Genomic DNA, 10,954 nt, shown 5'->3' with positions numbered 1-10,954 from the left:
GAATTAAAGGAAGAATTCAGAAAGATTTATGAAACCTCAAAGAATCCGACAGAGGGACTGCTATCCATCTCGGAATGGTTGGCAAAATCCTCCAGTGTTTTTACCAAGAGTTGTCAAACAATCCGAAACTGGTTTGGAGAAATCATTAGTTATTTTGAGCGAAGGACAACGAATGGGGTGGTCGAGGGAATCAACAATAAACTTAAACTAATAAAACGGAGAGGCTATGGCTTTAGAAACTTTCAGAATTTTTGGGTTAGAAGTATGTTATCTTGGCATCTTGTCTGTTGATTTAGCATAAAGAGTAACGAAGAGCCTATTAAGTGAGGAGTATTAAATAGGGCTTGCTGAATAAATCTAAAAACCTTGTTGGATAATATCTTTAGGCTTTTTTGAAATCAAAAAGTGCCATTTCTTGGAGTGGTCGGGGGGAAAATTCCGGGACTTTTTCCCCGAAAATTAGGTAATTGACCCTCTGAAAATGGGTAAAACCCTACACCCTACACCCCACACCCCACTTCCTTATCTGGACTATTCTGGCGGAAGACCGATCGCAAAGACTTGAAATCTGTTCTAACAATAGTTACACTTCTTTAGAATAGATACACTTTTCAAGGGATAATGTAGGTCGGCTAACTCTTGCACTTAACAGTCGAGATTGTTGGGCTTATATTTGACCCTGAATATAAAAAGCGTCTAAGTGGACACTAAATTGTCAATAGGAGGAGCGTAGTCAATGGGACTACCTTGGTATCGAGTACACACAGTCGTTCTCAACGACCCGGGCCGTTTAATTTCCGTTCACCTGATGCACACCGCACTGGTAGCGGGTTGGGCTGGCTCCATGGCCCTCTATGAGCTAGCTATTTTCGACCCCAGTGACCCCGTATTAAACCCGATGTGGCGGCAAGGAATGTTCGTGCTGCCCTTCATGGCCCGTTTAGGTGTCACCGGTTCATGGGGTGGCTGGAGCGTCACCGGCGAAACTGGTGTTGACCCCGGTTTCTGGTCTTTTGAAGGCGTTGCCGCCGCTCATATCGTCTTATCCGGTCTGCTATTCCTAGCGGCGGTTTGGCACTGGGTTTTCTGGGATTTAGAATTATTTATCGATCCCCGCACGGGCGAATCTGCGCTCGATTTGCCGAAAATGTTCGGTATTCACCTGTTCTTATCCGGTTTACTTTGCTTTGGTTTCGGTGCTTTCCATCAAACAGGCCTTTGGGGTCCCGGGATGTGGGTTTCCGATGCCTACGGTTTAACTGGTCATGTGCAGCCCGTAGCTCCCGAATGGGGACCGGCTGGTTTTAACCCCTTTAACCCCGGGGGTGTGGTAGCTCACCACATTGCTGCGGGTATCGTCGGGATTATCGCCGGTTTATTCCATTTAACCGTTCGTCCCCCCGAAAGACTCTATAAAGCCCTGAGAATGGGTAATATCGAAACGGTGCTTTCTAGCAGTATCGCCGCCGTTTTCTTTGCCGCTTTCGTCGTGGCTGGAACCATGTGGTACGGTAATGCTACCACCCCGATCGAACTCTTTGGCCCCACCCGTTACCAATGGGATAAGGGCTATTTCCAAGAAGAAATTGAGCGTCGCGTCGAGGCCAGCATCGCCAACGGAGCCACCATCGCCGAAGCTTACCAAGCAATCCCTGAAAAACTGGCTTTCTATGATTATGTCGGTAATAGCCCCGCTAAAGGTGGTTTATTCCGTACTGGTGCCATGGATAGCGGTGACGGTATCGCTAAATCTTGGTTAGGACACCCCGTGTTCAAAGATGGCGAAGGTCGCGTTCTCAGCGTGCGTCGGATGCCTAACTTCTTTGAAACCTTCCCCGTTGTCCTGACCGACTCGGAAGGTATCGTTCGCGCCGATATTCCCTTCCGTCGTGCGGAATCGAAACTGAGTATCGAACAAAGTGGTGTCACCGTTTCTTTCTACGGTGGCGCTCTCGATGGTCAGGTCTTCAGCGATCCTGCTGATGTGAAGAAATTTGCCCGTAAAGCGCAACTCGGTGAAGCTTTCGAGTTTGACACCGAAACCCTCAAGTCTGACGGGGTATTCCGCACTTCTCCCAGAGGTTGGTTTACTTTCGGTCATGCTGTCTTTGCTTTACTATTCTTCTTCGGTCACATCTGGCACGGTTCTCGTACCATCTACCGCGACGTATTCGCTGGGGTAGATCCGGATCTGGAAGAACAAGTGGAATTCGGTTTATTCCAAAAATTGGGTGATCTTAGCACTCGTAAACAAGAAGTTTAGTTTTAGCTAAATCATCCATATAACTAAAGGAGTCAAGTCTTTGACTCCTTTTTTTGTTAATTATTAGCTCTCCTGCAAACGGGACAATAAATCCTGTTTAAAAGGTATAGGAAAGTGGGGTGTAGGGTGTAGGGAGTGGGGAGTAGGGAGAAACAATTGATAACTTGAGAGTTAATCACACTATTAAAAACGGATTTGGTATTAAAGTTCGATCGAGCATTACTTTTAACAGATAACTCAAAAAACCGCCAGTTTAAAGAAATAACTAGCGGCTTTTTGCTGGGGAAAATTACCCGTAATGGAATTACAGAGAGGAACCTAAACCAGCGTAAGCTCCGTAGAAGAAAAGACCAACCACGGCGATAACGCCTAGACCAGCGATGGTGGCGACTAACCACAAAGGAATACGACCTTCTGCGAACATGAATAACACCTCCTAATTGCGATGACAATGAATCGGGACTAATTAGTTAAAGAAATAGCTGGAAAATAAAATTCCCAAGACAGCAACTAGGAGTAAACCTAGGTAAAGAGAAGTACGATTTAACTCGACAGCTTGCCGATTCGGATTAGGTGTTCTTTCCATAATTGTTCTCCTAGCGTTGAATAAACTGCATTGCCGCAATCGCACCGATAAAGAAGACAGTGGGGACCGCTAAGGTATGAACTGCCAACCAGCGAACGGTGAAAATGGGGTAAGAAATGGGTTGATTGGGATTACCACTAGCCATTGTTTTTATCCTTAATTAAAGTAAACTACTGATTAAACTGCTCGATTTGATTTTTGGCCTCAAAGCGATCATTAATGATCGGTAATTCTTGACGCTCTTGAGTGTAATACTCATCGGGACGGGGAGTGCCAAAAACATCGTAAGCTAAACCGGTACTCACGAATAACCAACCTGCGATAAAGAGCATGGGGATGGTGATGCTATGGATAATCCAGTAACGAATACTGGTAACGATATCGCCAAAAGGACGTTCGCCGGTACTACCTGACATGGACGGTTCTCCTCGGAATGATAGGACTTGAAAAATTCAATCTCTATAATAGAGACTTTCTTGACCCTGACACAAGTTTTAGGCCGGTTCGCTAGGGGGATTATATTTCAGTAAAACCCCATTTTGTCCCAAGACAAAACCCTTGTCGGAATTGATAAAAACAATTCGATAGAGATTGGAGGGGACACTTTCCACAGCGCGATCTTTTTGCCAAGATTGGCCGCTGTCATGACTGACCAACAGATTGCCGCTACCACCAGCGACCCAAATTTCTTCGGGGCTGCGGTAGTTGAGGTCCAAAAGTCCCCAACTGGTGGAAAACTCCGGGAATACCTTATCTTCCCATGTATCGAGATCATTGGGGCTAGTAAATTGTAGTTGACCACCCCGGGCCAGGGCCCACAGTTCCCCTTTTTCACCATAACCGACTTTTTGTAAGCGGCGGGAAGAAAGACGATTGTGGGGTTGCCATTCTGTTGACCCCGGTTCCCAAGTGGAATAAAAGTTCCCGCGTGCGGAAACGGCCACGTATTTACCATCATGGGAACGAACAATTGTCCGGGCCACACCCACAGCACCTTCCACTAAAGCTTGCCAAGTTTTGCCCCCGTCTTTGGTGCGGTAGATAGCGCCTAAATCCGTGACCATTTCGGCGGTTTTGTCGTTAAGGGCGATAATTCCGTAGGGGGAACCGGGTAATTTTTCACTTAAGAGAATACGGGACCAGCTGCTGCCCCCGTCTTCGCTATGGAGAAGAATTGAGGGTTTACCGACAATCCAACCCTCTTGGTCGTGGAAACTGACGGCGCTAAAGCTAACTTTTTCGTCGCCAAGGTTGAGGACTTTTTGCTGCCAGTTGTTCCCCCCATCGCTGGTTTCAAAGAGGGTAGATTTGGTTCCCACTAACCAACCGTGCTGCAGGTCGTCGGTAAAGGCGATATCGGCAAAAGTAGAGTCAGTGTCGAGGGTGAGGATTTGCCAAGGGCTATTGCTCAGGGATGGCACACTACTACAGCTAAAGCAGAAAAAGGCTACAGCTAGAACTATTACGAATTGTTTCAGTTTTCTCATCAATGGTTCAGAGGTATTGGTCAAGGAATCGGGACGGATTAGGGTTTGTACCCGATGGGTTACAGGCTCATAAGAGCCGTTAGATTTAAAGATAATGAGTGCTTGAGTTAGTTTAAACCATATAAACTAATAAAGAAAACAAATCCTAGCGCTAAAGCCCCGAAAATCAAAATATTTTTTTGTGCGGGAGTGAGACGGTTGACTCCAAAACCATAGCTAAGATTTTCTTGGAATCCCGAAGGAGCATCTTTAGCTCCGATGTTGATAAATTGGGAACGACGCACACCACACACGGGACAGCGCCACGTTTCTGGCAATTCCTCGAAGGGGGTTCCAGCGGGAGTGTTGGTTTTACTATCTCCCTTGCTGGGGTCGTAAACGTAGCCGCAGGAGCGACATTCGTGGTTGGCAGGGGCCTGGTCGGCTAGGGTTAGTTCTGGTGGGCGATCGCTCATGACTAAGATTAAAGGAATTTTCAACACTCTGTTACAAATTATCCTTGAAAATTGACCCCTCTCACGGGCAAGCCCTGACAGAATACCAAGTTTTCAAGTCTTAAAAGGATTAGCGAGGCAGCATATCGGCTTTAAAAAAAGTAAGATTAATCTATTAGGGCTTAAATGTCTATTAAAACTTTATTAAGTTGATATTTGGGCTATTTACCCTGATTTTGGTACTCAAATTTATTCCGAGAAATTGAGAAATTTCAGGCAGGGAAGAAATTAGGGGTCTAATACCAAATCCTGTTTAAAATATAGGAGATTGGGGAGCGCCAGAGCTGCGGAGCAGGGGGAAACAATCCATAACTGGGTTTTTAAAGTTGGATTGGGAGTTAATCATGCTATTAAAAGCGGATTTGGTATCATATTGAAGAAATTTAATCACTTTTAGCGATCGCTTTTATATTTTGGCATAAATGGGCTGCTCCCTCCCTGTTCCCCAAAACGAAAACTTCGCACCTCACTATTAAGATAACTGCTATCAACCTTATATTATAGGTATATAATCAACCTTAACTATCCCTTAAAAAGAGAGTAAAAATTGTGTTCAACCAGCTTGATTGGAATCCTGCCTACTCAATTGAAACCTTAGAACCAAATACGGTATTTTTTCTATCTGAGCGAGAATCAATCTGTTTCCAAGAGCCGCTTTATTATCGTTTAGTAAGATTAATTGATGGTCAACGTAATCTTGATGAAATTATTGATATTCTTCAGTTAGAATTTTTACAAAATCAAGAAATCAATCCCAATAATTTTAATTCGTTTGCAGTGATTATTAATTATAGTCTGGCAATTCAAAAAGCGATTTTTCAGTTATATCAACGAGGGTTTTTGTTAGAAAAAAAAGAATTATTGCCGTCTAATTTAGCAATTTTATGCCATCATCTTCAGGTTTCTCTATCCCAAGCTTTTGAACGATTACAATCTCTGAAGGTTACGGTTAAAAGCCTAGTCTCAATTCCCCAGCAAGATTTGATCAATATTTTGAATTCCTTGCAAGTTCAAGTCGCAGATGAAGGGGATTTAACCATTATTTTAACCGATAATTATCTTCATCCTGATTTAGATAGTATTAATCAACAAGCTTTAGTCTCGCAAAAGCCTTGGTTATTAGTTAATCCCCTGGGAAACCTAGCCTGGATTGGTCCCTTATTTTATCCCGATAAAACTGGTTGTTGGCATTGTTTGGCTCAACGATTACGAGATAATCGTCCCGTGGAGGAATTTATCATTAGACAGAGAGAAAATAAGATTTCTTTAATTTCTCCTTTAGGGTTTTCTTCAGCGACAATGCAGACAGTTTTAAATATGACGGCTATGGAGGTTTTTAAATGGATTATTCAAGGTAAAAATCAACGTTTAGAAGGAATACTAATGACTTATGATACTTTAAATTTACAATTTCAAGAGCATATTTTAGTTAAACGTCCGAACTGTCCTAGTTGTGGATATTCTCTGAATAAAACACCTTTACCTGTGGTTTTGGGACATCGAAAAAAGGCTTTTACCAGTGATGGGGGACATCGTTTTTGTTCTCCTGAAGAAACCTTACGAACCTATCAACATCTTATCAGTCCTATTACGGGAATTGTGCGAGAATTAAATAAGATACAAGGGAATGCTTTAGTTCATACTTATGTAGCGAAACATCATTTTCGTAGCGTCTTTGATGATTTAGCCAGTTTACGGCAAAATATTGGAGGTAGAAGTGCGGGAAAAGGCCGTACAGATAGTCAAGCAAAAGCAAGTGGATTTTGTGAAGCTATTGAGCGGTATTCGGGAGTTTTTCAAGGGAATGAAATCAGAGAAAAAGCGAGTTATCAAGAGTTAGGAGATAAAGCTATTCATCCTAACAAATGTATGAGTTTTAGTGAAAAACAATATCAACATCGAGAAGAATGGAATGCGAATAATCAAGGATGGTTTCAAAAAGTCCCTGAACCTTTTGATGAAACTAGAATCATTGATTGGACTCCTGTATGGTCTTTAACTGCTCAAGATTTTAAGTATTTACCGACGGGATATTGTTACTATGGTTATTCTCAATCTGAACCCTTAGATTGTTGGGCAGATTCTAATGGATGCGCCGCAGGAAATACGATAGAAGAAGCGATTTTACAAGGATTTATGGAGTTAGTGGAACGAGATTGTGTGGCTTTATGGTGGTATAATCAATTAGTTAAACCTTCCGTTAATTTAGAGAGCTTTAATGAGCCATATTTTGAGCAATTAAAGCAATATTATGAGGGGTTAAATCGGGAGCTATGGGTGTTAGATATTACTAGCGATTTGAAGATCCCTTGTTTTGCTGCTATTAATCCGAGAAAGGAGCGAGAAGTGGAGGATATTTTATTAGGATATGGGGCGCATTTTGATCCGAAAATTGCCATTAGTCGAGCGTTAACTGAGGTTAATCAAATCTTACCGAATGTGTTATCTTTTAAGGACGATGGGACAACAATTTATAATCCTTCTGCGGATCCTTTGGCGGTTAAATGGTGGCAAACGGCAAGGTTAAGCAATCAATCTTATTTAGTTACCGATAGTAAAATAATACCGAAAAAAAGTAATGATTATTTACAATTAGCCAGTGATGATTTATTAGAAGATGTTAAATTGTGTCAGCGAATTGTTGAGTCAAAGGGGATGGAAATGTTAGTATTAGATCAGACTCGTCCTGATATTGGTTTAAGGGTAGCTAAGGTAATTATCCCCGGAATGCGTCATATGTGGAAGCGTTTAGGGACAGGAAGATTGTATGATGTTCCTGTTAGCATGGGATGGTTAAAAGAAGCTTTAACGGAAGATGAATTAAATCCTTTTCCCATGTGGATGTAATGCTTTGGGATAGGATATTTTATAGATAGGTAAAAGGTGCGTCACCGAAGTAACACACCTGATGAGAAAGGCGATCACACTAAATTTAACAATCGATCATCGTCCCTTTAAAACCAATTGGACCTTCGCCATTATAAGTCACAGTTCCATTTAGAGTACCATCATAATCATCATCACATTGTAGGTTTAATTCAACCACATTTTGCTTAGATCGACCACCAATAATCCATTGGCCACCATTATGCCAAGGTGCATCATCGCCCCCCCATTGATTTTCAACAAAATAATTATTGCCGTCGGATAAAGTAGCTCGAAAACCAATCGGTCCTTCTCTCGCATAGGTCATATTGCCATGAAAAGTTTTTCCCCCATCGTCAGACTTAATATTTATGGCAATAAGGTTCTGACGAGGGCGACAACCCATAACCCATGTACCACCATTATGCCAAGATGCATCATCGCCCCCCCATTGATTTTCTACTTCGTATAGTAATGACATAAGTGTTCTCCTTCTGATAGTTGTATGTTTGTTTATACCCTTAAGACGTTCTCAAAAATCCTTTTCTGAATTTTTTGAGGTAGCCATAATGCCTTAAGCAAAATGTCTTGTCTTTGGGGTTAAAAGTGATTGCTTCAATCACCTTTGATACCAGAATAAGTTTTATTTGGGGTAATGGCAATCTCTAAAACTAATACTTTTCTAATATGTTTTTTTGAGCAGAATATTAACTTTTTATTAGATTTATATTAGATTTATATTAGATTCAAAGGGTCACTTTATGGTATAATGGCGTAATCTCTTAAGTAGAACAAATGAATTAATCAATCAAATTATAGAGATTGAGTCAAAAGGGATGGAAATGTTAGTAGTATTAGATCAGACTCGTCCTGATATCGGTTTAAGAGTAGCTAAGGTTATTGTCCCCGGAATGCGTCATATGTGGAAGCGTTTAGGGGCAGGAAGATTGTATGATGTTCCTGTTAGCATGGGATGGTTAAAAGAAGCTTTGACAGAAGATGAATTAAATCCTTTTCCCATGTGGATGTAATGCTTTGGGATAGAGGATATTATAACTGAATGGTTACAAATTAAGTTTTTATTTTGTTTTTAAAAAATCATCTGGACTAATACCAGTCTGTTTGAGAATAGCTCTTACAGTCCCCTCTGGTAGATCACCAGAATGATTAGAAATTGTTGTATAGTTCTCTGTCTCTGGATTGTACCAAATTTCCTGACTACCTGCGGCTTGGCGATCTAAAACAAAACCAAGCTTTTTAAGTCTTTTTATAATATCAATGATACCGAAATCCTGATAATCTTCCCATTTTTTCTTTTAATCTGTTTAGATAACGAAAGGGTAGTAAAAATCATCTTCTATATCTTTTAAATTATCAATTTGATTGCGTTGTTTTTTAGCTTCGATTAATTGATGAGCGACATCTCTGGCAATTTCTAGGGTTTCTTGAAGGGTTTTCCCTTGTGCAACTAATCCCTGTAAGTCATCGGAGGTTGCTAAATAGACGCCTTCGGGTAGCTTTTCAATATGTAATTGAATCAATTTTTCCATCAGTTTTTCTCCTAGTTTAAGACTTAATGGTCATTATAGGGTACATAGAGAATTAACAAAGTACAGGTATTTTATCCCTGACAAAGTAGAAGCTTGTTCTACATTTTTTTAGGCTGATAACTTCTCAATTCTAACTGATCTTAGCCAGAAATGGATAAGCAAACTGATTCCTGATAGATAAAAGGTATGTCACCACAGTAACACACCTTTATTAGTTTTGGGTTTCGTTGTTTCAATCTAATCTAGAAGAAGTGGCTGGATCATTGGGAGCTATTCCTTCATCTTGATCTAAGATCAATAATATTTTCATTTGTTGAGTTACACTAAATAAGCGCAATCGAATATTGACTGAAAATTGAATCACTTGTAATGATAGGGAGATTTTCAGCCATAGATTGAGCAATAATAATGCGATCAAAAGGATCTCTGTGGTGAAAAGGTAGAGAAGCATTAATTTTTAGATGCTCTAGTTCAAGATTTAGTAAAACAATCCTACTTTCGTTCACTTCTTTCTCAATAAACTCTTCATAGGAAGGAACTAACCTTAACTTTCCTAAATTATATTTAATAGACATTTCCCAAAGACTGGCGATACTAAGATAACTAAAATTGTTCTCATCTTCAATTAAATCTTTGAGAGCATTACTTAATCTAGGATCGTCATTAACAAACCAAAGAAAAATATGTGTGTCCAATAAAAAAGTCATTCCCTGTAATTTTGAAAGTCTTCAAGAGGTTCATCAAAGTCATCGCTCATCCATACTTTTCCCTTAGCACTTCCTCGTTTTAAGGGTCGTTTGATGGGGGAAATTTTGGCTACTGGCTCGTCGCCTTGCATAATAACGATTTCTTCTCCGTTAATTGCCAAATCGAGAAGTTTTGAGAGATCGGATTTAGCTTGAGCTATATCTAATTGAGTCATAATGTTAAATCTCTATTTAAGTTTTCAAAAAATCTTGCAAATGTTCTTCGTCATCAGCTACGATGGTAATCATTCCTTGACATAGTCCGGGGCACGGACGTTGGGGCGATGTGGGTATTTGCCCGATTAATTGGGCAATCGGACGATTGTTGTCGGTGATTAACAATTCTTCCCCCAGTTTGAGATTGTCAATCAGTTCGGGGAGTTTAGCCTGGGCCTCTTTGAGAGAGATGATCATCGAAAATTTTGGGTCTGAAACCCCGTCGTTCTACGACGGCTTTACCGTTAAATACTAGCGCATTTACACGATATATGCTAAAATGTGGGACGTGGAAAAAGCCTATTGGTTTCGATTTTACCCCACACCAGAACAAGAGTCGCTATTGCGGCGCACATTGGGCTGTGTAAGATTAGTTTACAACAAAGCTCTCCACGAACGAACACAAGCTTGGTACGAAAAGCAAGAAAGAGTAGGCTACGCTCAAACTTCTTCAATGCTAACCGATTGGAAAAAGCAAGAAGAATTAGACTTTCTCAATGAAGTAAGTTGTGTACCTTTGCAACAAGGGTTAAGACATTTACAAACAGCTTTCACTAACTTCTTTGCTGGTCGTACTAAGTATCCCAACTTTAAGAAAAAACATCAAGGAGGAAGTGCCGAATTTACCAAATCTGCTTTTAAGTTCAAAGACAAACAAATCTATTTAGCTAAATGCACAGAACCTTTACCTATTCGATGGTCAAGACAAATCCCAGAAGCTTGTGAACCAAGCACAGTAACAGTCAG

17 protein-coding genes are annotated in these 10,954 nt (G+C 40.9%); 5 read left to right on the top strand and 12 right to left on the bottom strand.

Annotated features, from left to right (window positions below; genetic code table 11):
• Together IM479_RS04785 and psbB are read left to right on the top strand one after the other, a co-directional pair.
• Positions 1-291, top strand: a 291-nt coding sequence (locus tag IM479_RS04785; RefSeq protein ID WP_287699276.1) for a transposase, incomplete at its 5' end; no start/stop codon positions are given.
• A gap of 445 nt (positions 292-736) precedes the next feature.
• Positions 737-2,263, top strand: a complete 1,527-nt coding sequence (gene psbB / locus IM479_RS04780) for a photosystem II chlorophyll-binding protein CP47 (protein WP_149986009.1) — start codon at positions 737-739, stop codon at positions 2,261-2,263.
• A 304-nt stretch (positions 2,264-2,567) separates the two neighbouring features.
• On the opposite strand, the gene IM479_RS04775 is transcribed toward psbB, so the two are convergent.
• The 6 genes from IM479_RS04775 to IM479_RS04750 all read right to left on the bottom strand — a co-directional run bounded on the left by IM479_RS04775 (position 2,568) and on the right by IM479_RS04750 (position 4,791).
• Positions 2,568-2,687, bottom strand: a complete 120-nt coding sequence (locus IM479_RS04775) for a photosystem II reaction center protein J (RefSeq protein ID WP_045362404.1) — start codon at positions 2,685-2,687, stop codon at positions 2,568-2,570.
• Positions 2,688-2,729: 42 nt separating this feature from the next.
• Complete coding sequence (psbL, locus tag IM479_RS04770; protein WP_002735805.1) at positions 2,730-2,849, bottom strand: photosystem II reaction center protein PsbL; 120 nt, start codon at positions 2,847-2,849, stop codon at positions 2,730-2,732.
• Positions 2,850-2,859: 10 nt separating this feature from the next.
• On the bottom strand, positions 2,860-2,994 hold the full coding sequence (gene psbF / locus IM479_RS04765) for a cytochrome b559 subunit beta (protein WP_002736175.1): 135 nt from the start codon (positions 2,992-2,994) through the stop codon (positions 2,860-2,862).
• 25 nt (positions 2,995-3,019) lie between these two features.
• Positions 3,020-3,265 (bottom strand): cytochrome b559 subunit alpha, encoded by a 246-nt coding sequence (gene psbE, locus IM479_RS04760; RefSeq protein ID WP_002749269.1) that lies wholly within the window; start codon positions 3,263-3,265, stop codon positions 3,020-3,022.
• A gap of 78 nt (positions 3,266-3,343) precedes the next feature.
• Complete coding sequence (locus IM479_RS04755; RefSeq protein ID WP_287684036.1) at positions 3,344-4,336, bottom strand: photosynthesis system II assembly factor Ycf48; 993 nt, start codon at positions 4,334-4,336, stop codon at positions 3,344-3,346.
• A gap of 107 nt (positions 4,337-4,443) precedes the next feature.
• Positions 4,444-4,791 carry a rubredoxin gene (locus IM479_RS04750; protein ID WP_002736293.1) on the bottom strand — a complete coding sequence of 116 codons (348 nt, stop codon included), beginning with the start codon at positions 4,789-4,791 and terminating at the stop codon, positions 4,444-4,446.
• A 588-nt stretch (positions 4,792-5,379) separates the two neighbouring features.
• Between IM479_RS04750 and IM479_RS04745 the strand changes: the two genes are divergently transcribed.
• The gene (locus IM479_RS04745; RefSeq protein ID WP_287684037.1) at positions 5,380-7,677 is read left to right on the top strand and encodes a TOMM precursor leader peptide-binding protein; all 2,298 of its coding nucleotides are present in this window, start codon (positions 5,380-5,382) and stop codon (positions 7,675-7,677) included.
• 85 nt (positions 7,678-7,762) lie between these two features.
• Here the strand turns inward: IM479_RS04745 and IM479_RS04740 are convergent, their stop codons facing one another.
• Positions 7,763-8,176 carry a lectin OAA family protein gene (locus tag IM479_RS04740; RefSeq protein ID WP_287684038.1) on the bottom strand — a complete coding sequence of 138 codons (414 nt, stop codon included), beginning with the start codon at positions 8,174-8,176 and terminating at the stop codon, positions 7,763-7,765.
• A gap of 322 nt (positions 8,177-8,498) precedes the next feature.
• Between IM479_RS04740 and IM479_RS04735 the strand changes: the two genes are divergently transcribed.
• Positions 8,499-8,726 (top strand): YcaO-like family protein, encoded by a 228-nt coding sequence (locus tag IM479_RS04735; RefSeq protein ID WP_353737594.1) that lies wholly within the window; start codon positions 8,499-8,501, stop codon positions 8,724-8,726.
• Between the two features lie 48 nt (positions 8,727-8,774).
• Here the strand turns inward: IM479_RS04735 and IM479_RS04730 are convergent, their stop codons facing one another.
• The 5 genes from IM479_RS04730 to IM479_RS04710 all read right to left on the bottom strand — a co-directional run bounded on the left by IM479_RS04730 (position 8,775) and on the right by IM479_RS04710 (position 10,405).
• Positions 8,775-8,966, bottom strand: a complete 192-nt coding sequence (locus IM479_RS04730) for a type II toxin-antitoxin system HicA family toxin (protein ID WP_287684046.1) — start codon at positions 8,964-8,966, stop codon at positions 8,775-8,777.
• Between the two features lie 54 nt (positions 8,967-9,020).
• Positions 9,021-9,245 (bottom strand): type II toxin-antitoxin system HicB family antitoxin, encoded by a 225-nt coding sequence (locus IM479_RS04725; protein WP_287684040.1) that lies wholly within the window; start codon positions 9,243-9,245, stop codon positions 9,021-9,023.
• Positions 9,246-9,568: 323 nt separating this feature from the next.
• On the bottom strand, positions 9,569-9,952 hold the full coding sequence (locus tag IM479_RS04720; RefSeq protein WP_002757635.1) for a type II toxin-antitoxin system VapC family toxin: 384 nt from the start codon (positions 9,950-9,952) through the stop codon (positions 9,569-9,571).
• On the bottom strand, positions 9,949-10,167 hold the full coding sequence (locus IM479_RS04715; RefSeq protein ID WP_287684041.1) for a type II toxin-antitoxin system Phd/YefM family antitoxin: 219 nt from the start codon (positions 10,165-10,167) through the stop codon (positions 9,949-9,951). The genes IM479_RS04720 and IM479_RS04715 overlap by 4 nt, the downstream gene beginning before the upstream one ends.
• A gap of 16 nt (positions 10,168-10,183) precedes the next feature.
• Entirely contained in the window at positions 10,184-10,405 is a 222-nt protein-coding gene (locus tag IM479_RS04710; RefSeq protein ID WP_287684043.1) for a type II toxin-antitoxin system Phd/YefM family antitoxin, read from the bottom strand.
• 91 nt (positions 10,406-10,496) lie between these two features.
• On the opposite strand from IM479_RS04710, the gene IM479_RS04705 reads away from it, so the two are divergent.
• A partial coding sequence (locus IM479_RS04705) for an RNA-guided endonuclease InsQ/TnpB family protein (RefSeq protein ID WP_287699277.1) occupies positions 10,497-10,954 on the top strand: 458 nt, incomplete at its 3' end.

The sequence above is a fragment of the Microcystis sp. M165S2 genome (genome assembly GCF_020245885.1).
In the GTDB taxonomy this organism is placed as follows: domain Bacteria; phylum Cyanobacteriota; class Cyanobacteriia; order Cyanobacteriales; family Microcystaceae; genus Microcystis.
Note: the sequence above shows the minus strand (reverse complement) of the source record. Positions and strands in the feature narration are given on the sequence as shown.

Excerpts from the sequence above, each read along its gene's own strand:
- psbB (WP_149986009.1), top strand. The coding sequence starts at position 737 with ATGGGACTACCTTGGTATCGAGTACACACAGTCGTTCTCAACGACCCG.
- IM479_RS04775 (WP_045362404.1), bottom strand. The coding sequence starts at position 2,687 with ATGTTCGCAGAAGGTCGTATTCCTTTGTGGTTAGTCGCCACCATCGCT.
- psbL (WP_002735805.1), bottom strand. The coding sequence starts at position 2,849 with ATGGAAAGAACACCTAATCCGAATCGGCAAGCTGTCGAGTTAAATCGT.
- psbF (WP_002736175.1), bottom strand. The coding sequence starts at position 2,994 with ATGGCTAGTGGTAATCCCAATCAACCCATTTCTTACCCCATTTTCACC.
- psbE (WP_002749269.1), bottom strand. The coding sequence starts at position 3,265 with ATGTCAGGTAGTACCGGCGAACGTCCTTTTGGCGATATCGTTACCAGT.
- IM479_RS04755 (WP_287684036.1), bottom strand. The coding sequence starts at position 4,336 with ATGAGAAAACTGAAACAATTCGTAATAGTTCTAGCTGTAGCCTTTTTC.
- IM479_RS04750 (WP_002736293.1), bottom strand. The coding sequence starts at position 4,791 with ATGAGCGATCGCCCACCAGAACTAACCCTAGCCGACCAGGCCCCTGCC.
- IM479_RS04740 (WP_287684038.1), bottom strand. The coding sequence starts at position 8,176 with ATGTCATTACTATACGAAGTAGAAAATCAATGGGGGGGCGATGATGCA.
- IM479_RS04725 (WP_287684040.1), bottom strand. The coding sequence starts at position 9,245 with ATGGAAAAATTGATTCAATTACATATTGAAAAGCTACCCGAAGGCGTC.
- IM479_RS04720 (WP_002757635.1), bottom strand. The coding sequence starts at position 9,952 with ATGACTTTTTTATTGGACACACATATTTTTCTTTGGTTTGTTAATGAC.
- IM479_RS04715 (WP_287684041.1), bottom strand. The coding sequence starts at position 10,167 with ATGACTCAATTAGATATAGCTCAAGCTAAATCCGATCTCTCAAAACTT.
- IM479_RS04710 (WP_287684043.1), bottom strand. The coding sequence starts at position 10,405 with ATGATCATCTCTCTCAAAGAGGCCCAGGCTAAACTCCCCGAACTGATT.